Raw genomic sequence first — 17,389 nt, 5'->3', positions numbered from 1 at the left:
TCAGCGAATCGCAGATAGACATCTTCCAAAGCGTGCCTTGGAGCGTACTACTGAAATCACCCCGGTAGCCGGGATGCACCCACCGTCTCAGTGAATCACTGTGTCGCGCAGGCAGTTTCGGCCTCGGCTACCGGGCATTCCAGACAATCACACCCACGTTTCGGAGTCTCCGTATGCATGGCTTGCCCGTAACGAACCACAGCGAATTACCCGTGATGACAATCGAATACGCCCACGCGGTGATGCAGGCCCATCTGGACTGCGCTGCGTCGATGTGCCCGGTCAAGGCGCAGGCAAAGAAACGGCTGATCGAGGCCGGGCGGTTGGTCCCGGCCGATGTTCCGCACCAGGGGTTCTGATATGGCCGCCGATCCCATCGACCACCGGTATCCGAGCCAGGCGATGGCACCGGCGCAGATGCATCGGGAGATCTCCCGCGATCTACACGCCGACTGCACGGTAGGGACGTGTGAGATGTTGCGCGGCTGTTGGACACGCCTGATCGAGACGGGACATCCGCACCCCACCGATTCGCCCGCTGACTGCCCGACCTGTACCAGACCCTCTGCCTGACAACAGATCTCCGAAACCGGACAACCGAGGGGTGCTGTCCAATGCCCGCTCTGATCGTCGTGCTCACTACCCTGCTTTACGGAGTGCGGCTGGTCTATGCCGTGGGGAACTCCACGCCGATCCGGGCGCGGAGAACACCGGTCAGGATGGCCGGTGACCACCGAAGACCCGAACCGCCGCCGATCTCGAGCGGTGGACCGCGATTCGGCCCTGCCGCAATCGGATCCGTTCATCGGTCGACCGGCCGTCTACAGCGGCGCACCAGCCGATGTGGTCGAACGGTTCGCGGACGCGGTCCCCGCGAATGGGCGAATCAGCCTGTGCCCACACAGTCGTCCCGGAGCCGGGGGCCGCATCCCCGGCACGGGCATACCAATGGTTCGTCGCAGCTCCGCCGCCGGGATGATGCCGTGTTCGCATCGGCATATCGACCATTCAGCCAAACCGCCCGGCCGGTGGCGACTGCTCTTCGGCGGCGGTGCTTACCAATACGCGATCAGGAGGAACAGCACGGAATGAGCCCGGACATGGACGTCTGCCAGCAGTACACGCCGTGGCGATCCACATCCGCCGATGCTTACGAGAGAAGGCCGAAAGCCGTCCGCCTCGAACGGACCAATGGGCCGGAGCGCGTGATCGAGACTCGTTGTCACGCCGAGCGGCTGGACTGTCGCTATTTCGTTGATCCCAAGCTACCGGCGGCGCCCGGCCCCGACATGCAGACCTTGCTGGATGTACTGGATGGGCTGACCGACCCCGGTGCGGATGCCGCGGCGCTCGCCGCACGGCTCACACAGACGGCCGCACCCCGCGATGCAAGGCAGCGATGAGGCCGCGTCCGACCGCGCTGGGTTGGATAGACCCGGTGGTCACCGGAATGCCGGAATGGGATGCGGCGCAGGTGCGGCGGCTGGCGCGGCGGCTCGGCTACGCGCTGGTGTGGCCGCCGGACATCACGCTGGTGCCGCTGGTCGACCAGGTTCGGGGTGCGGATGTGGATGCGGTGATCATGCCGTCGCCGCTGCACATGGATGTGCTGATGTTGCATGCGGTGATGTGTGTTGCGGATGTCGAAACTGTTGCTCCGCGAATGTCTTTCGCTCGATGGACCGCGTTCTCGTCGGGGAGGCGAGGACGATGAGTTGGAGCACGGCCGGGCTGGTGCTGGCGGCTGGTGTGCCGTTGGCGGTGTTGGTGTGGGCTGTGTGCTGGCCGGTGCAGGTGTCCCAGCGTAAGCCCAATCAGAAGTGGCGCGGAAGTGAATAGCGAAGACCCACAAGGGGTTTTAGCTTCTATATGGCAGTTGCCGGATCGGACGAGCGCATGAAAGCCACGCGCGCCAACGCGGCCTACGCCGTAGTGTGGTACTTCTTCGATTCGGTGGCTTACTGCCGGTTGCTCGAGGAGTTGGTATGGGGCGGTCTCGGAAAATGATCGGCCCGATGTCGCTGGTGTGGACGCTGGGTGTCGCGGTAGCCGCGGTGGCCTTCATGGCGGGCGCGCTGAACCTGGGTGCCGCGATAGCCCGGTGGACCGGTTCGCAAGTCGCCATGGCGCTGTTTCTTCCGGTGAGCGTACTGCTGGGCATAGGTGCGTGGATGCTCGTGCTAGCCGCCGCATGGCGGCTGCGCCGGAATTACCTGCGGCGGGCCGGGATCGCGATGTCCGCGCTGGTGGTCGAGTCGGATCTGCGATACAAGTACCGTTCGGGCACGCTCAACTTCGATTTGTGGCGGGTGCGGGTCGCAGTCCAGTTCCCGCACCCGGACTCGGGTGCGGATGCCCGCGTGCAGAAGCAGTACCTCTACCCTCAATTCCGCGAGGTCAAAGCGCGAGCACTGGCCGAGCGGCTGAGCGTCGGCTCCTCGGTTGCCGTTGTGGTCCACAAGAATTCCGCATTGTTCGACATTCCCAAACGGCCCGTATGGACCGATATCTGGTGACCGTCGCTGACTTCGGTTGGGCCCCGTGTGATGGTTCGCCCAACCGCTGTGTGTATCGCCGAGTCGAGGGGAGGAAGTACAGGCACGCTGAGTACGAGCCCCGGCCGGAGCGTTCCGCTGTGGGTTCGCGCCCGACCTATTTCGTGTGCTGGACCCGAGCGCTGGCGTACAGGCAGATAGCTGCCGCGGCGGCGAGGTTGAGACTCTCGGCGCGGCCGTGGATCGGGATGCGCACTCGGTGGTCGGCCCGGATGGCGACCGACGGATCCAGACCGTGCGCCTCATTACCGAACAGCCACGCCACCGGACCGGCTAACAATTCGTCAGCCTCGTCCAAATCGACCTCCCCCTTAGCTGCGGTCGCCAAAACCGTAATGCCCGCTGCCGCAACGGCATCGAGCACCTCGCCGATATCGCGATGCCGCGCGATCGGCACATGGAACAGACTGCCCGCACTCGCGCGGACGCATTTGCCGTTGTGCGGATCGACCGCATCCCCTGCCAGCACAACGCCATTCGCGCCCACCGCATCGGCGACTCGAATGAGAGTGCCCGCATTGCCGGGCTCGGCGATCTCGACTGGCACGGCGAGCAGTGTCGGCCGTTCGGCCAGTACGTCCGCCAGCGGCACATCGATCAGGTCGCACACCGCGACAAGCCCCGGCGCGGTCACGGTTTCACCGAGGTGTTCGGCGGCGCGCTCACTCACCAACGTGGTGCGCACGCCCGCGGCGGCGGCCCCGGCGATCAGCTGATTCTCCCGAACCGCGGCGTGCATCGAGTAGAACAGCTCGCGCACCCGACCGGCTTCCAGCGCCGCCGCAACGGAATTCGCGCCCTCGGCCAGAAACTGCCCGGTCTTGCGGCGCTGCGCGGCGCGCTGGAGCTTGACAGCGGAAACGACCCGCGGATTGTGCTCGGAGAGCGCATCTACGGGTCGTTCCGAATGCTGTGTCGTCACGCAGGTGCGGATCAGGCGGCCGGTGCGTTGACGTCCTGCGGGAGAGCGGCCTTGGCGACGGCGACCAGACCGGCGAACGCCTCGGCGTCGGAGACGGCGAGCTCGGCCAGGATCTTGCGGTCCACCTCGACACCGGCGGCCTTCAGGCCCTGGATGAAGCGGTTGTAGGTGATGTCGTTGAGGCGCGCCGCGGCGTTGATGCGGGCGATCCACAGCTTGCGGAAGTCACCCTTGCGCGCCCGGCGGTCCCGGTAGGCGTAGGTGAGCGAGTGCAGCTGCTGTTCCTTGGCCTTGCGGTACAGCCGCGAGCGCTGGCCGCGGTAGCCCTTGGAAGCCTCGAGAACGGAACGGCGCTTCTTCTGAGCGTTGACGGCCCTCTTGACGCGTGCCATGGGTCAGTCCTTTGTCGATCTAGGGGGCGCGTGCGTGGCGCCCGGATGTTTGTCGGTGGTCGGCGTCCGGAATCCCGGTCGCGCGGGGCTGGCCTATTCGAGCGACCTATCTATCAGTGGTCGCCGGCGGTCTCAGAGACCCAGGAGGCGCTTGACGCGAGGGACGTCAACAGACGCGACGGCCTCCGTGCCGTCCAGACGACGAGTCCGGCGGGTGGACTTGTGCTCGAGCAGGTGGCGACGGTTCGCCTGCTGACGCAGCAGCTTGCCACGGCCCGAAACCTTGAATCGCTTCGAGGCGCCGCTGTGGCTCTTCATCTTCGGCATGGATTCCTCTATCTGTCTCGTACCGGTGGTCCGCGTCGGACCACCGGTTTTCTGATCGGTATTACTGCGGTTCGGCCGGCGCGGCCTGTTCGGCGGCCGGTGCGCCCGCGGCAGGTGCGGGAGCGGCAGGCGCTTCGGTGGCAGCGGGACGCGGTGCCCGCGAATCCTCCTGCGCCTTCACCCGCGTCTTCGCACCCTTATGCGGCGCGAGGACCATGGTCATATTGCGACCGTCCTGCTTGGCGGAGGTCTCGACGAAACCCAATTCGGCGACGTCGGAGGCCAGACGCTGCAGCAGCCGGAAGCCCAATTCGGGGCGCGACTGCTCACGACCGCGGAACATGATCGTCACCTTGACCTTCGAGCCGGCCTCGAGGAAGCGAACAACGTTGCGCTTCTTGGTCTCATAGTCGTGGTCGTCGATCTTGGGACGGAGCTTCTGCTCCTTGATCACGGTCTGCACCTGGTTCTTGCGAGACTCGCGCGCCTTCTGCGCCGTCTCGTACTTGAACTTGCCGTAGTCCATGATCTTGCAGACCGGTGGACGGGCATCCGGCGCGACCTCGACCAAGTCGAGATCCGCCTCGAGGGCGACGCGTAGTGCATCTTCAACACGCACGATCCCAACCTGTTCACCACCCGGTCCGATAAGTCGGACCTCGGGAACGCGGATGCGATCGTTGATGCGGGTCTCAGTGCTGATGGGGCCTCCTAGGTCAAGCGGTGTCGTCAGACGACCGCACGCAATAACGGCAACCCCTTTTCAACACAAAAGCCCCGGTGCGGTATTCCGCAACGAGGCCCGAGTCGACCGGCCTTCGAGCACGAGCAAGCTCGCGTCGACCTTGTCCGATGATCCCCTGAGAGATCCCCGCACAAGAAACCCGCCTCGAAAGGGCGGGTGACCGGACCGTTTAACCAGTACGATCGCTCGTCGGCAACGGTGGGAGTCGGGCTCCACTTATCAGCCCCGAGCAAGCCCGGGGCGGTCGTCAGCGGAAAGTCTAACATTCCCACTCGCTATCGCCGAATCGCCCCGCCCGGCGACCGCGCCCGCCCACCACGATGCCATCCTCGTGGCTATGAGTGACGAGGCATCCGACGCGACCGACGTCCGCGAGTTGGCCGACATCCCCGCAGTCGAGATCATCAGCCGCGCCGCGATGATGCTGATGAGCGCGGCGGCGGAGAAGCTCGGACTCGCCGACGAGGATCCGGAGAACAGTCCGCGTCGCGACCTGGACGAGGCACGCCGCCTGATCACCGCGCTCGCGGGGTTGGTCACCTCGTCCATCGAATACTTCGGTCCGCATGCCGGTCCGTATCGCGACGGCCTGAAGTCGTTGCAGCTCGCCTTCCGTGAGTCCTCGGCGCATCCGGACGAGCCGGGCAAGGGTCCGGGCGAGAAGTACACCGGCCCGGTCTACTGAGTTCTGGCAAAAATTGCCCATCGGGAAACATTGCCCGGCGAGCAAGATTCCGGCTAGGCTTATGCCATGTCGGACGAACAACTCGGCCTTCGTGAACGGAAGAAGCGCGATACGCGCCAAGCGTTGAGCGACGCCGCGCTGGAGCTGGCCTTCGCCCGCGGCCTCGGGAATATCACCAGGGACGACATCGCCGCCCGCGCGGGCGTATCCGTGCGCACCTTCAACAATTACTTCACCGGCAAACACGAGGCGCTGGTCTATCGGCAGATCGAGCGGATCAAGCGCAGCCTCGCCGTCTTCCGCGCGCGGCCCGCCGACGAACCGCTGTGGGACGCGATCCTCGCGGCCGCCGTCGAACCGCTGGAGGCCGACGGCGCCGGACTCGCACCGCCGCGCCCGGAACAACTCGCGATGATCCGTGAACTACTGGACGCGCCGGAGACGCGAATCGCGTTGTCCAGGAGCGTATTCGACGACTGGGTCGAAGTTATCGCCGAACGCACCGGCACCGATCCGGTGCACGACCTGTACCCACGCCTGGTCGCCGGGGTGCTCGGCGCCATCTATCAGGCCACGACCGAAGCCTATATCCATGCGGATCCGCCGGTGTTGATCACGACCCTCTTGCGGCAGGCCATCGATGACGTGGCCGCCGGTCTTCCGATGCCCGCGACCGACTGACACGCCACAAATCACACAATGGAATAAGGGGTCTATCAGTCATGCCCGAAAACTCTGTCGACGTTATTATTTCCGGCGCCGGGCCGAACGGTCTCATGCTCGCCTGTGAACTCGCGCTGGCCGGAGTTCATCCGATCGTGCTGGAGAAACTCAGCGAACCCAGTGCCGAGCCGAAAGCGAACGGCCTTGTCGGCCAGGTGATTCGGCTACTCGATATGCGCGGTCTGTATCACGAATTCGGCGGCGAGCCCGGTGCACCTCGGGCCATGCCCGGCTACGCCTTCAGCGGCATTCCGATGTCGTTCGCGCAACTGCGGGACAATCCGATGTACATGCTGCTGCTCCCGCAGCCGAAGTTGGTGCGCCTGTTGGAGAAACGGGCGGTCGAGCTGGGCGCGGAGATCCGGTGGGGACATGAGCTGACCGAGCTGGTGCAGCACGATGGTGGTGTCACGGTGTCGGTGACCGGTCCAGACGGCGACTACGACATCGACACGACCTTCCTGGTCGGGGCGGACGGCGGCAAGAGCGTGGTCCGCAAGCGCACTGGAATCGACTTTCCCGGAAGCACATTCGAGGACAAGGTCACCCGGATGGCGCATGTGAGCCTGCCGGAGGAGCTGCGGACCGAGGACCGCGGCTTCGAGATTCCCAGCTTCGGCCGACTTCCGTTCGGGCACAATCGCTTCGAGCGCGGCGGCTTCGTCTTCGCCGAGCTCGAATCCGGCCGGCCGATGGTCGCCACCATCGAATTCGACACCGAAGCCGTGCCCGATAATGTGGAGATGACGGTGGCGGAACTGCGCGACAGCGTGCGGCGGGTGCTCGGCGTGGACGTGCCGATCCAACCGCCACACGGTCCGGGACCGCACGCACTGCGCCGGATTATCGGCCAGAACACCCGGCAGGCCGAACGCTATCGTGACGGCGCCGTCTTCCTCGTCGGCGATGCCGCACACGTGCACTCCGCGATGGGCGGCCCCGGCCTCAATCTGGGCATGCAGGACGTAGCCAATCTCGGCTGGAAACTCGCCGCGCACGTGAATGGTTGGGCACCAACGGGATTGCTCGACACTTACCAGTCCGAGCGCTATCCCGTCGGCGAGCGCGTCATGATGCACTCGCTGTCCCAACTCGCCCTGATGGCCCCCGGCCCGGAGATCACCGCCCTGCGCAAACTCTTCACCGAACTACTCGAAACCCCGTCCAACGCCGCCCATATGGCTCATCTGCTCGCCGGCTCCGACGTCCACTACGACCTCGGCGACCCACACCCCCTGGCCGGACGCCTGGTCCCCGAACTCACCATCGAAACCGAAGCCCGACAGGTGCGCGTCGCCGAGCTGCTCCACCAGGCCCGGCCGGTGCTACTCGTACTCGCCGACGACAACGGCTTCGCCGACACCGCCGAGCGCTGGCGCGACCGGATCGACACGGTTATCGCGACCAGCCCCGAAGCCCCCGCAGACGCGCTGCTGATCAGGCCGGACGGATACGTAGCCTGGGCAGGCGAGTCCGGTGGCGATAAGGACCGACTGCGGGAAGCACTGTCGCGGTGGTTCGGCGCCGCCCGGAACTCCTGACAGGGCATCGTCGACGGCGCTGGCGGAGCGGCGAGGCTTGGGTTCCGCGCTTGTCACCGCACCCCTCCCGCAAAGATCTCCTGAACTCGCGGCGTGCTCACGAGGTCAGGTGCCCAAACCTGATCGCCAGCAGATTCGCTACCAGGACGGCGACGAAGACGACCGCGACCGCTCGGTAGCCCACGGCCCACAGTCCGACCGCAGCGCTGCCGAAAACCACGACCTTGGTGACGACCGCGAGCAGTGGGTTGTCGAATGTCGCATGCGGCGCCGCGAAGAGGCCCCAGGCCAGCGCCGCGAGGAGTGGCACGCCCACAGCCAACACGAGCTTGACCGGAGTCGCAGTGGCGGTCTTCCAGCCCCACAGTCCCAGCGCCCCGAGCGCAACCAACTCCATCCCGAATGCCAGCGTGAGGTTGGCCCATTTCCAGACTTCCTGCATGTCCGTCTCCCGCGAGTCTCCGAGAGCGTCGCTCTCCAATGAGAGCAGTGTGCACGTCGGGTTGAGCTTCGTCAAGTTGCCGACCTACACGGCCGTGGGCGTCGAGCCGGAGAATGGTGCAGTGATGCGCACGCGTTCGACCACCGTCAACTCGAGCACGTTGGCCGCAGGGCCACTTCCCTGCCGCCCCGGACGTCGAGTCCGTCGTGGGGCGGCGCTGACGCGTCGTCGGGCACCACACCCATCCCCGACCTGAGCGGGCAGTGGGCAGTGGGCAGTGGGCCAGCCAACCCCATCCCCCGTCTTCAGAACCCGAAAGCTATGTCCGAACTCCGCAACCACCCACGAAAACTAACCCCGAACACCGAAACCTAGACCCGGACAGGACAGCTATCACGGAACAGTTTCGCGGGCAGCTCTTAGTTCATCTTATGAACAATGAAACGCTTTGCGCGCCTGGATATCTCGGTGACCCGGCAAACGGCTGGGGATTTGGGTTTCGCGGGTCTCGGCATGCGATGCTCACTGAATGGCACGGATACTTCTGATCCCTGGATTCTGGCTCGGCGCGTGGGCATGGGACGACGTCGCGGCCGATCTGCGCGGCCGGGGGGACGATGTGTTGGCGCTGACCCTGCCCGGACTCGACCCGGACGATGACGACCGGCTCGGCGCGACCCTGGAAATGCAGGCGCAGGCCATCCTCGACGAAATCGCCCCGGATGAAGCGGTGGTGGTCGTCGCGCACTCGGGCGGTGCGGCGGCCGCCTATCTCGCCACCGATATCGCCCCGGAACACTTCAGCCGCGGCATTTATGTCGACGCCGCTCCGCTACCGAATGGCTTCATCCTCAATTCCGCACTGGATGCGACCGTTCGCGAACTCGCGCTGCCGGATTGGGATCAGTTGGAGGCCGACGGCAATAGCCTCACCGGACTGGACGAGGTGTCCCTGGCCCGGTTCCGCGAGCGTGCCGTTTCCGAACCCGCCGGAGTCGCTGCCGCTCCGCTGCGACTGAGCGATTCCCCTGCGCGCCTTGCCATCCCGACGACGGTGATCTGCAACAGCATCACCGCGGACCTGGTCAAACAACTGCGCGACGCGGGTCAGGAACCACTGTTCGCCGAGTTGGCCAAGATCGACGCCGAATACATCGATCTGCCCACCGGCCATTGGCCGATGTGGTCCCGGTACAAGGAACTCGCCGAACTGATCCACACCATCGCGAACCGCTCGGCCTAGACAGGCTTCGCGGGCCCGGCGATCCTCATGCATGCGACCGCAGGAGCTTTCGTCCTCTTTTGGCTGGTCGCTTGGCTGGAAGACAAGCTCGCAGAGCGTCGGCCCAGGAACCGAGCCCGCACCCGTTGTCTTGCCCGACACCGAGTAGCCGGTGTCGGGCGAGACAAGCGGTGTGCGAACAGGATCAGCGGAGCGCGGCGGCCTTCCGCGATGCGCGCTTCGCGGCGGCGGCATTCGGTGCCGGAATCTTGGTCGCCGTCGCGTTGGTGGCCGACGAATTGTTCGCCGCCTTCTTCGCCGGGGCCTTCTTCGCCGCCGCCTTCTTGGCCGGAGCCTTGGGCTTGGTCGCGGCGGGCAGTGCAAGGACTTCCTTCAGGAACTGGCCGGTGTAGCTGTCGCCCACTGCCGCAACATCTTCCGGGGCGCCTTCGGCGACGACCGTGCCGCCGCCGGAGCCGCCCTCGGGACCCATATCGACCACCCAATCGGAGGTCTTGATGACATCCAGATTGTGTTCGATGACGATGACCGTATTGCCCTTGTCCACCAAACCGTTGATGACGAGCAGCAGCTTGCGGATGTCCTCGAAGTGCAGGCCGGTGGTCGGCTCGTCGAGGATGTAGACGGTGCGTCCGGTGGAGCGCTTTTGCAGTTCAGCCGCCAGTTTGACGCGCTGCGCCTCACCACCGGAGAGGGTCGGCGCACTCTGGCCGAGTCGCACATAGCCCAGGCCGACGTCGACCAGGGTCTTGAGGTAACGGTGGATCGAGGTGACCGGCTCGAAGAACCCCGCGGCCTCCTCGATCGACATATCGAGCACCTCGGCAATGGTCTTGCCTTTGTAGTGCACCTCGAGCGTCTCCCGGTTGTACCGGGCGCCGTGGCAGACCTCGCACGGGACATACACATCCGGCAGGAAGTTCATCTCGATCTTCAAAGTGCCGTCACCCGAGCATGCTTCGCAGCGGCCGCCCTTGACATTGAACGAGAACCGGCCGGGCTGGTAGCCACGCACCTTCGCCTCGGTGGTGGCCGCGAACAGGGTCCGGATCTTGTCGAATACGCCGGTGTAGGTGGCCGGATTCGAGCGTGGCGTCCGGCCGATCGGCGACTGGTCCACCTGTACGAGCTTGTCCAGATGGTCGAGGCCGTTGATCCGGGTGTGCCGGCCCGGCACCTGCCGCGCACCGTTCAGCTTGTTCGCGAGCACGGTCGCCAGAATGTCGTTGACCAGCGTGGACTTACCGGAACCGGAAACACCGGTGACTGCGGTGAGCACGCCGAGCGGGAAGCTGACATCGATACTGCGCAGGTTGTGCTCGTTCGCACCGACCACGGTGAGCTGGCGCTTCTTGCTCACCGGCCGCCGCACCATCGGCACCTCGATGCGCTCGCGGCCCGAAAGATATGCGCCGGTCAGCGATTTCGGGTCGGTCAGCAGTTCCTGATACGGACCGCTGTGCACGACTTCACCACCGTGCTCACCCGCCAGCGGACCGATATCGACCACCCAGTCCGAGGCCCGAATGGTGTCCTCGTCGTGTTCGACCACGATCAGCGTATTGCCGAGATTCCGCAGCCGCGTCAGCGTTTCGATGAGCCGCCGGTTGTCGCGCTGGTGCAGACCGATCGACGGTTCGTCGAGCACATACAGCACCCCGACCAGCCCGGATCCGATCTGGGTCGCCAGCCGGATGCGCTGTGCCTCACCGCCGGACAGCGTCGCCGCGGCCCGTGACAGGCTCAGATACTCCAGTCCGACATCCAGCAGGAAGCCGAGGCGCGCCTGCACTTCCTTGAGCACCTGCCCGGCAATGGCGGTCTCCCGCTCCCCCAGCGTCAAGGCATTCAGGAATGCCGAGCAGTCACCGATCGACAATTCGCTCACATCGGCGATGGACTTCTTCTCACCGCCCGAGGCGATGGTGACGGCCAGAATTTCCGGACGCAGCCGAGCACCGTTGCACACCGGGCACGGCACATCACGCATGTACCCGTCGTAATGCTCCTTCATCTGCTCGGATTCAGTGCTCTCCATGCGCCGCTGCAAGAACGGCATCACGCCCTCGAAATCGGCGTAATACGAACGCTTCCGGCCGTACCGGTTGGTGTAGGAGACGTGCACCTGATCCGAACTGCCCTCCAGCACCGCCTTGCGTGCCTTCGGCGGTAGGTCGTGCCACGGCGTATCCATGGAGAACCCGATGGATTCGGCCAGACCCGACAGCAGCCGGGTGAAGTATTCCGCGGTCTGTCCGCGCGACCACGGTGCGATCGCGCCCTCGGCCAGGCTCAATTCGGGATCTGGCACCACCAGATCCGGATCGACCTCCTTGCGGATGCCGAGTCCGGTGCAGTCCGGGCACGCACCATAGGGCGAGTTGAACGAGAACGAGCGCGGTTCGAGATCCTCGATATCGAGAGGGTGGCCGTTGGGGCAGGCCAGGCGTTCGGAGAACCGGCGCTCCCGGTCGTGGGCGTGCTCGTCGCGGTCGACGAAGTCCAGTACCACGATGCCGTCGGCCAGCCGCAGGGCGGTCTCGATCGAATCGGTAAGGCGCTGTTTGGAACTCGGCTTCACCTGGAGCCGGTCCACTACGACCTCGACGTCGTGCTTCTCCTGCTTCTTCAGCTTCGGTGGATCGGTGAGCGGATACACCACCCCGTCGACCCGGACGCGCGAATAGCCCTGGCTGTTCAATTGGTCGAACAGATCGACGAATTCGCCCTTGCGGGTGCGCACCACCGGCGCGAGCACCTGGAATTTGATGCCCTCCTCCATGGCGAGCACCTGATCCACGATCTGCTGCGGACTCTGCTTGGCGATCAGCTCACCGCAGACCGGGCAGTGCGGCGTACCCGCGCGCGCATACAGCAGACGCAGGTAGTCGTAGACCTCGGTGATGGTGCCGACCGTCGACCGGGGGTTGCGGTTGGTCGACTTCTGATCGATCGAAACGGCAGGCGAAAGTCCCTCGATGAAGTCGACGTCCGGCTTGTCCATCTGCCCGAGGAACTGGCGCGCGTAGGCCGACAGCGATTCGACATAGCGGCGCTGCCCCTCGGCGAAGATCGTGTCGAAGGCGAGGCTGGACTTGCCCGAACCGGATAGACCGGTGAACACGATGAGACTGTCGCGGGGCAGATCGAGGTCGATGCTCTTGAGATTGTGCTCCCGAGCTCCGCGCACAGTGAGGCGTTCCGCCACCAGGTGTCCCTTCTCGATCGTGTCGGTCCAACAGACGTGATACCCCCAGCGCCATGCTAGGCCGACCCACCGACAAGTTTCGTCGCACGCCGGGTTCCCCGGTCATCGGTCCAGGTCAGGAGTCGGATCGACGCAGCTTTCCAGCCAATCCGCTGAGCTGCCAACCCCCATTGTCCACGGTGACGGTGAGCACATCCGACCCCACCCGGACCCCGCTCACCCGCAGGGGCAGGTACCGATCCGGCACCGCGGGCGCGACCGACGCCGACCCGGTGCCCGGCTCCAACCGCAACATGCTCCGCATGAAAAGCAGCGGCGCCGCCGACGCCCACGCCTGCGGTGAGCAGGAGGTCGGATACGGCACCGGCGCGTCGAATTCCGCGCGGTCGAAACCGCTGAACAGCTCGGGCAGTCGATAGCCGAAGCGGGTGGACGCGTCGAGCACCCCGTCGATCACACGATTGGCGTGTTCGGTGAAGCCGTAGCGCATCAGTCCGGCGGCGCAGATCGCGTTGTCGTGCGGCCACACCGATCCGTTGTGATAGCTGACCGGGTTGTAGGCACCCATGTTGGTGGCCAAGGTGCGGATACCCCATCCGCTGAACATCTCCGGTGAAAGCAGGTGGTCCGCGACCGACCGCGCCTTGTCCTCGTCGATGATCCCGGTCCACAGGCAGTGCCCGATATTCGAGGTCAGCGCGTCGATCGGACGCTTGTCCCCGTCCAGACCGATTGCGAACCAACCGTGCTCAGGCAACCAGAACGCCTTGTTGAACGCTTGCTTCAATGCGGCCGCCTTGACGCGGAACCGATCCGCGGTCGGGTGATCGCCCACATCGGCCGCGAGCGCCGCCCGCGCCACATACGCGGCGTACACATATCCCTGCACCTCGGCCAGCGCGATCGGCGCCTCGGGCAGTCTGCCGTCGGCGAAGTTCACCCCGTCCCAGGAGTCCTTCCACCCCTGATTCGCCAAACCGTGCTCGGCCGCGCGCTGATACTCGACGAATCCGTCGCCGTCCGAGTCACCGAAGTGTTCGATCCACTCCAGCGCCCGATCCGCATGCGGCAGCAGTTCGTCCCTGGTCTCGGCATCCAGTCCCCACCGATGCAACTCACCGAGCAACATCACGAAAAGCGGTGTGGCATCGGCGGTTCCGTAGTACACGGTGTCACCGCCCAGCAGCGATGTCGCCGCCCGCCCGAACCGCACCTCATGCGGTATCTTCCCCGGCTCCTCCTCGGTGATGGCGCGCACCTCGCTGCCCTGCAGACCCGCCAGACTCTGCAGCGTGCCGACGGCCAGTCGCCGGTCCAGCGGCAACACCATCCACGAGGTGAGTAGCGAGTCCCGCCCGAACAGCGCCATGAACCACGGCGCGCCCGCGGCGACCACCGCCCGCTCGGGATGACCCGGATCGAAGATGCGCAGTGCGCCGAGATCGACGACGGCGCGCCGCAAGACCGCGGCGAGCGTCTGATCGTCGGTCTGCACCGACGGCGAATTCTCGTACCATTCGCGCATCCGCAGGGCGGGCGCACTGTGCGAGATCGGATTCCCGCACTGATGTCGCGGCGTCACCACCGAGCCGAGCGTCGGCTGGTACTGGATGCACACCGACCATTCCCCGCGACCGGGCAGATCGACCTGCCACCGCAATTCGCGATCGACCGCAGTCGCCCCCGCGGCGGTCACCGTCACCGTCAGCGGCAGATCGGTGCGGCTGATCTCGACCGTGCCCGCCGTCGACTTGCTCTTGGTGACCACCACGCTGTCGCCGATCCGCCCCTCCTTCACCTCGAACAGATCGGCGAAATCGGCATCGAGTTCCAGCACGACCACACAGCTGATCGCCGCACCGGAGAGATTGCGGACGGTCACGTCCTCGCGCATACCGTCGCCGACATACCGCGCGACGGTCACCAGTGCCGTGCTGTCGGCGCGGCCGGGCCGCGGCGGCGTCCTGGCCAGCAGCGTCGCGCTGTAGGGCTCGGTGTGCTGGACGGTGAGCGGTTGCGGCGCCAACCCGTCGACGGTCAGCCGCCACCGCGACAGCACCCTGGTATCGCGCACGAACAATCCCTCGGCACGATTCGGGCTGATGACACCGCCGTCCTCGCTGATGCAGAAGGTCGAGCCCTCGACCAAGGTGACCCCGGCGATCGCTCGTGGCGCCCCGGGATCGGTGCCGTCACCCCAGGGGCTCGTCAAGCGACCGGCGTGGGCAGCATGGCCCGGGTCGTCCGCTCACCGGTCAGGATGCGTCGATACGGCCGGTCGTGGTCGCGAGCCATCCGCGGCCGGTCGAACCGGCGCTGCGCGGTCTGGTGGCGGACCCGGCGATCGATGGTGGCGATCCGGTCCGGCGCATCGCCGAACCGCACCAGCTCTACCCGAGGCGCCAGTGGCTCCTCGCGAGGTTCGGGGTCGTCGGCTCCGATCAGTGGACGCACCTGCTCAGTGTAGTAGCGCCACTGCTCCGGTTCGCGGATCTTGGTGATCATCACCAGTTTTCGGCGCGCCAGCCGGGCCATCCGGACTGCCCGATGCACCCGTTCTCCGCATTCATCCGGCCGACGAGGACGATGTAGCCACCGGTGCGGGCACTCACGGCGGCACGATCAGCCCGATCTTCATGGACACGTCCACGCTTCTTCGGGTCCCGGCTGGGGATCGATAGCGGGGAACTCCCGAATGGCGCGGCCGTGCGCGAAGCGCCATTGCACGCCGCATTCTCGGCACCGGAACAGGGCGTCCCGGTGGTCGACGAAGGTGCCGATAGCATGCGAACCACAATCGGGACAGCTCCGCGGCGTACCGAAAATATTGCCGAAATCGAGCGTCGCTGAATATGTCATTGTTCGACATACCTATGCATGGGGCCCTCCAAGGCCGCGCTGCCAAAGACCGCTATGAATGACTTCGGCCTCAGCATACCTGGAACCTTGATTCGCACAATGCCATTCAAGCGGTCGGTTTCTCTCGGTGTTTCGATAGCGCTCGTCGGTGAATTCGAGTCGCCATTACTCGAAATTGTCGTTCCCGACATACCGATGCGGCCCTCCGAGGGATACCTTGTCGGGTAGGACCAAACGCCGGGGCGCACGAGATCCCCTGCACCGCACAGGAGGTCGCGTGATCACAGTGTTCCTCGTCGACGACCACGAGATCGTCCGGCGCGGTCTTGTCGACCTGTTGGAGAGCGATCCGGAACTCACCGTGATCGGCCAGGCCGGCGATGTCGCCGACGCCATGGCGGGCATTCACGCCCTGCGACCCGATGTCGCTGTACTGGACGTCCGACTTCCCGACGGCAACGGCATCGAACTTTGCCGCGACCTGCTCGCCGAAATCGACGATTTGCATTGCCTCATCCTGACGTCCTACACCGATGAACACGCCATGTTGGACGCGATATTGGCGGGCGCGGGCGGCTATGTCGTCAAGAACATCAAGGGCATGGAATTGGCCGCGGCGATCAAACAGGTCGGCGCCGGACGTTCGCTATTGGATAACCGCGCGGCCGCCGCACTCAAGGCCCGGCTACGTTCCAGCACCGAAAAAGACGGGCCGCTGGCCGGCCTCACCGAACAGGAACGCCGACTACTCGCACTGCTCGGCGAGGGATTGACCAATCGACAAATCGCGGCGCGAATGTTCCTGGCGGAGAAGACCGTCAAGAATTACGTCTCCCGGCTTTTGGCCAAACTCGGCATGGAACGGCGCACCCAAGCCGCGGTGCTGGCCTCCAAACTGCGTGAGAGCTAGCGGATTTCGACCGGAACGACGATGGTGAGATCCCCGTCGTAGCGGCGGTACAGCAGGCGGCCGCGGCCGCTGTCGGCATCGGTGAAGAACAGGAACGGCAGCCCCTTGCGGCACAGCCGGGTCACCGCCGCCTCCTCGATCAGGACCGGCGCCGGATCCGAATCCATGATCAGGGGTAGGGAATTCACCGTGAGCGGCCGCTGCGCCGGAGCCTGCGGCGGCTGTGTGGTGCGCTGCCTGGTGAGCCGGACGCCGAGCGGATCCGCCCAGCTCACCACGGCATCCTCACCGGTTTCGGCATCGCTGAACAGGTACGAGTCGTAATCCATCGTATCCATCACCGCCAACGCCTCAGCGGGCGTACCGGTCAGCAACGCGCAGTGCTTCCTCCGCACGATCGGGCGCGGTTCGGTGACCCTGGCCAGGGGCGGACGCGCCGGATCGGGCCACTCGCGTGACTGTTTGGTCGCCAGCCGGGCGATCTGCCGGTCCAGCCGTTCCACCGCGAAGGTCACCGCGAAGCCGCGCGGACCGGTGACCTGCACCCGGGTCGGGGTGTCATGTATGCGAATATTGGCCTGTACCAACGTGGGTTCGTCCGAATCCACCGGCGCGGTCACCCGCACCCGTGCCGCCGCGTCGAGGTGGTGCCTGCGCAGTACGCGGCCGATCCCCCGCACCGCCCTGGTCACATCCGCGGGCGGCACCGCACCCCGGGTGGTCACGGCAAGTTCGGGGTCGGCGGCAGTGGCCCACAGCTCCGAGGAACGCAACGGCGAATTCATAGGACAACCCTACTTTCTATTCCCGGTGTGCGACCATGCCATCACCGCTACG

The 17,389-nt window shown here is 65.5% G+C and carries 19 protein-coding genes; 10 read left to right on the top strand and 9 right to left on the bottom strand.

All coding sequences use genetic code 11. The features are described from left to right. The first annotated feature begins 215 nt into the window (after positions 1-215). From OIE68_RS46390 to OIE68_RS46370, 5 genes are all read left to right on the top strand, one after another. The gene (locus tag OIE68_RS46390) at positions 216-359 is read left to right on the top strand and encodes a hypothetical protein (RefSeq protein WP_327096467.1); all 144 of its coding nucleotides are present in this window, start codon (positions 216-218) and stop codon (positions 357-359) included. 729 nt (positions 360-1,088) lie between these two features. Continuing rightward, entirely contained in the window at positions 1,089-1,403 is a 315-nt protein-coding gene (locus OIE68_RS46385; RefSeq protein ID WP_327097221.1) for a hypothetical protein, read from the top strand. Continuing rightward, complete coding sequence (locus OIE68_RS46380; protein WP_327097220.1) at positions 1,400-1,714, top strand: hypothetical protein; 315 nt, start codon at positions 1,400-1,402, stop codon at positions 1,712-1,714. The genes OIE68_RS46385 and OIE68_RS46380 overlap by 4 nt, the downstream gene beginning before the upstream one ends. Further along, on the top strand, positions 1,711-1,839 hold the full coding sequence (locus tag OIE68_RS46375; protein ID WP_327097219.1) for a hypothetical protein: 129 nt from the start codon (positions 1,711-1,713) through the stop codon (positions 1,837-1,839). Before OIE68_RS46380 ends, OIE68_RS46375 begins: the two co-directional genes overlap by 4 nt. Before the next feature lie 146 nt (positions 1,840-1,985). After that, positions 1,986-2,516, top strand: a complete 531-nt coding sequence (locus OIE68_RS46370; RefSeq protein ID WP_327097218.1) for a hypothetical protein — start codon at positions 1,986-1,988, stop codon at positions 2,514-2,516. A 136-nt stretch (positions 2,517-2,652) separates the two neighbouring features. On the opposite strand, the gene OIE68_RS46365 is transcribed toward OIE68_RS46370, so the two are convergent. From OIE68_RS46365 to infC, 4 genes are all read right to left on the bottom strand, one after another. Then, entirely contained in the window at positions 2,653-3,477 is an 825-nt protein-coding gene (locus OIE68_RS46365; protein ID WP_327097217.1) for an RNA methyltransferase, read from the bottom strand. 11 nt (positions 3,478-3,488) lie between these two features. Then, complete coding sequence (gene rplT, locus OIE68_RS46360) at positions 3,489-3,869, bottom strand: 50S ribosomal protein L20 (RefSeq protein ID WP_040689024.1); 381 nt, start codon at positions 3,867-3,869, stop codon at positions 3,489-3,491. Positions 3,870-4,001: 132 nt separating this feature from the next. Further along, entirely contained in the window at positions 4,002-4,196 is a 195-nt protein-coding gene (rpmI, locus tag OIE68_RS46355) for a 50S ribosomal protein L35 (protein WP_040689021.1), read from the bottom strand. Between the two features lie 61 nt (positions 4,197-4,257). Further along, entirely contained in the window at positions 4,258-4,944 is a 687-nt protein-coding gene (gene infC / locus OIE68_RS46350; RefSeq protein ID WP_084484190.1) for a translation initiation factor IF-3, read from the bottom strand. A 334-nt stretch (positions 4,945-5,278) separates the two neighbouring features. On the opposite strand from infC, the gene OIE68_RS46345 reads away from it, so the two are divergent. From OIE68_RS46345 to OIE68_RS46335, 3 genes are all read left to right on the top strand, one after another. Beyond that, positions 5,279-5,626 carry a DUF1844 domain-containing protein gene (locus OIE68_RS46345; protein WP_327097216.1) on the top strand — a complete coding sequence of 116 codons (348 nt, stop codon included), beginning with the start codon at positions 5,279-5,281 and terminating at the stop codon, positions 5,624-5,626. 66 nt (positions 5,627-5,692) lie between these two features. Further along, entirely contained in the window at positions 5,693-6,307 is a 615-nt protein-coding gene (locus OIE68_RS46340; protein WP_327097215.1) for a TetR/AcrR family transcriptional regulator, read from the top strand. A gap of 41 nt (positions 6,308-6,348) precedes the next feature. Beyond that, positions 6,349-7,890 (top strand): FAD-dependent monooxygenase, encoded by a 1,542-nt coding sequence (locus tag OIE68_RS46335; RefSeq protein WP_327097214.1) that lies wholly within the window; start codon positions 6,349-6,351, stop codon positions 7,888-7,890. A gap of 97 nt (positions 7,891-7,987) precedes the next feature. Here the strand turns inward: OIE68_RS46335 and OIE68_RS46330 are convergent, their stop codons facing one another. Further along, positions 7,988-8,332, bottom strand: a complete 345-nt coding sequence (locus OIE68_RS46330) for a YrdB family protein (RefSeq protein ID WP_327097213.1) — start codon at positions 8,330-8,332, stop codon at positions 7,988-7,990. Between the two features lie 529 nt (positions 8,333-8,861). Between OIE68_RS46330 and OIE68_RS46325 the strand changes: the two genes are divergently transcribed. Next, on the top strand, positions 8,862-9,575 hold the full coding sequence (locus tag OIE68_RS46325; protein WP_327097212.1) for an alpha/beta hydrolase: 714 nt from the start codon (positions 8,862-8,864) through the stop codon (positions 9,573-9,575). A gap of 184 nt (positions 9,576-9,759) precedes the next feature. Here OIE68_RS46325 and uvrA read toward each other — a convergent pair whose 3' ends face one another. The 3 genes from uvrA to OIE68_RS46310 form a co-directional block, all read right to left on the bottom strand. Continuing rightward, positions 9,760-12,783, bottom strand: a complete 3,024-nt coding sequence (gene uvrA / locus OIE68_RS46320) for an excinuclease ABC subunit UvrA (protein ID WP_327097211.1) — start codon at positions 12,781-12,783, stop codon at positions 9,760-9,762. 115 nt (positions 12,784-12,898) lie between these two features. Beyond that, entirely contained in the window at positions 12,899-14,995 is a 2,097-nt protein-coding gene (locus OIE68_RS46315) for a glycogen debranching N-terminal domain-containing protein (RefSeq protein WP_327097210.1), read from the bottom strand. Beyond that, positions 14,992-15,336: a hypothetical protein gene (locus OIE68_RS46310; protein ID WP_327097209.1), complete on the bottom strand. Its 345-nt coding sequence runs from the start codon at positions 15,334-15,336 to the stop codon at positions 14,992-14,994. The genes OIE68_RS46315 and OIE68_RS46310 overlap by 4 nt, the downstream gene beginning before the upstream one ends. A gap of 583 nt (positions 15,337-15,919) precedes the next feature. On the opposite strand from OIE68_RS46310, the gene OIE68_RS46305 reads away from it, so the two are divergent. After that, a complete protein-coding gene (locus OIE68_RS46305) occupies positions 15,920-16,552 on the top strand; it encodes a response regulator transcription factor (protein ID WP_327097208.1) in 633 nt (210 codons plus the stop codon). Here the strand turns inward: OIE68_RS46305 and OIE68_RS46300 are convergent. Then, positions 16,549-17,337 carry a sigma 54 modulation/S30EA ribosomal C-terminal domain-containing protein gene (locus OIE68_RS46300; protein WP_327097207.1) on the bottom strand — a complete coding sequence of 263 codons (789 nt, stop codon included), beginning with the start codon at positions 17,335-17,337 and terminating at the stop codon, positions 16,549-16,551. The two genes, OIE68_RS46305 and OIE68_RS46300, sit on opposite strands and share 4 nt — an antisense overlap. Positions 17,338-17,389 lie beyond the last annotated feature (52 nt).

The sequence above is a fragment of the Nocardia vinacea genome (genome assembly GCF_035920345.1).
Classification (GTDB): Bacteria; Actinomycetota; Actinomycetes; order Mycobacteriales; family Mycobacteriaceae; genus Nocardia; species Nocardia vinacea_A.
The sequence above is the reverse complement of the archived record's forward strand: the minus strand, read 5'-3'. Positions and strand labels throughout refer to the sequence as shown.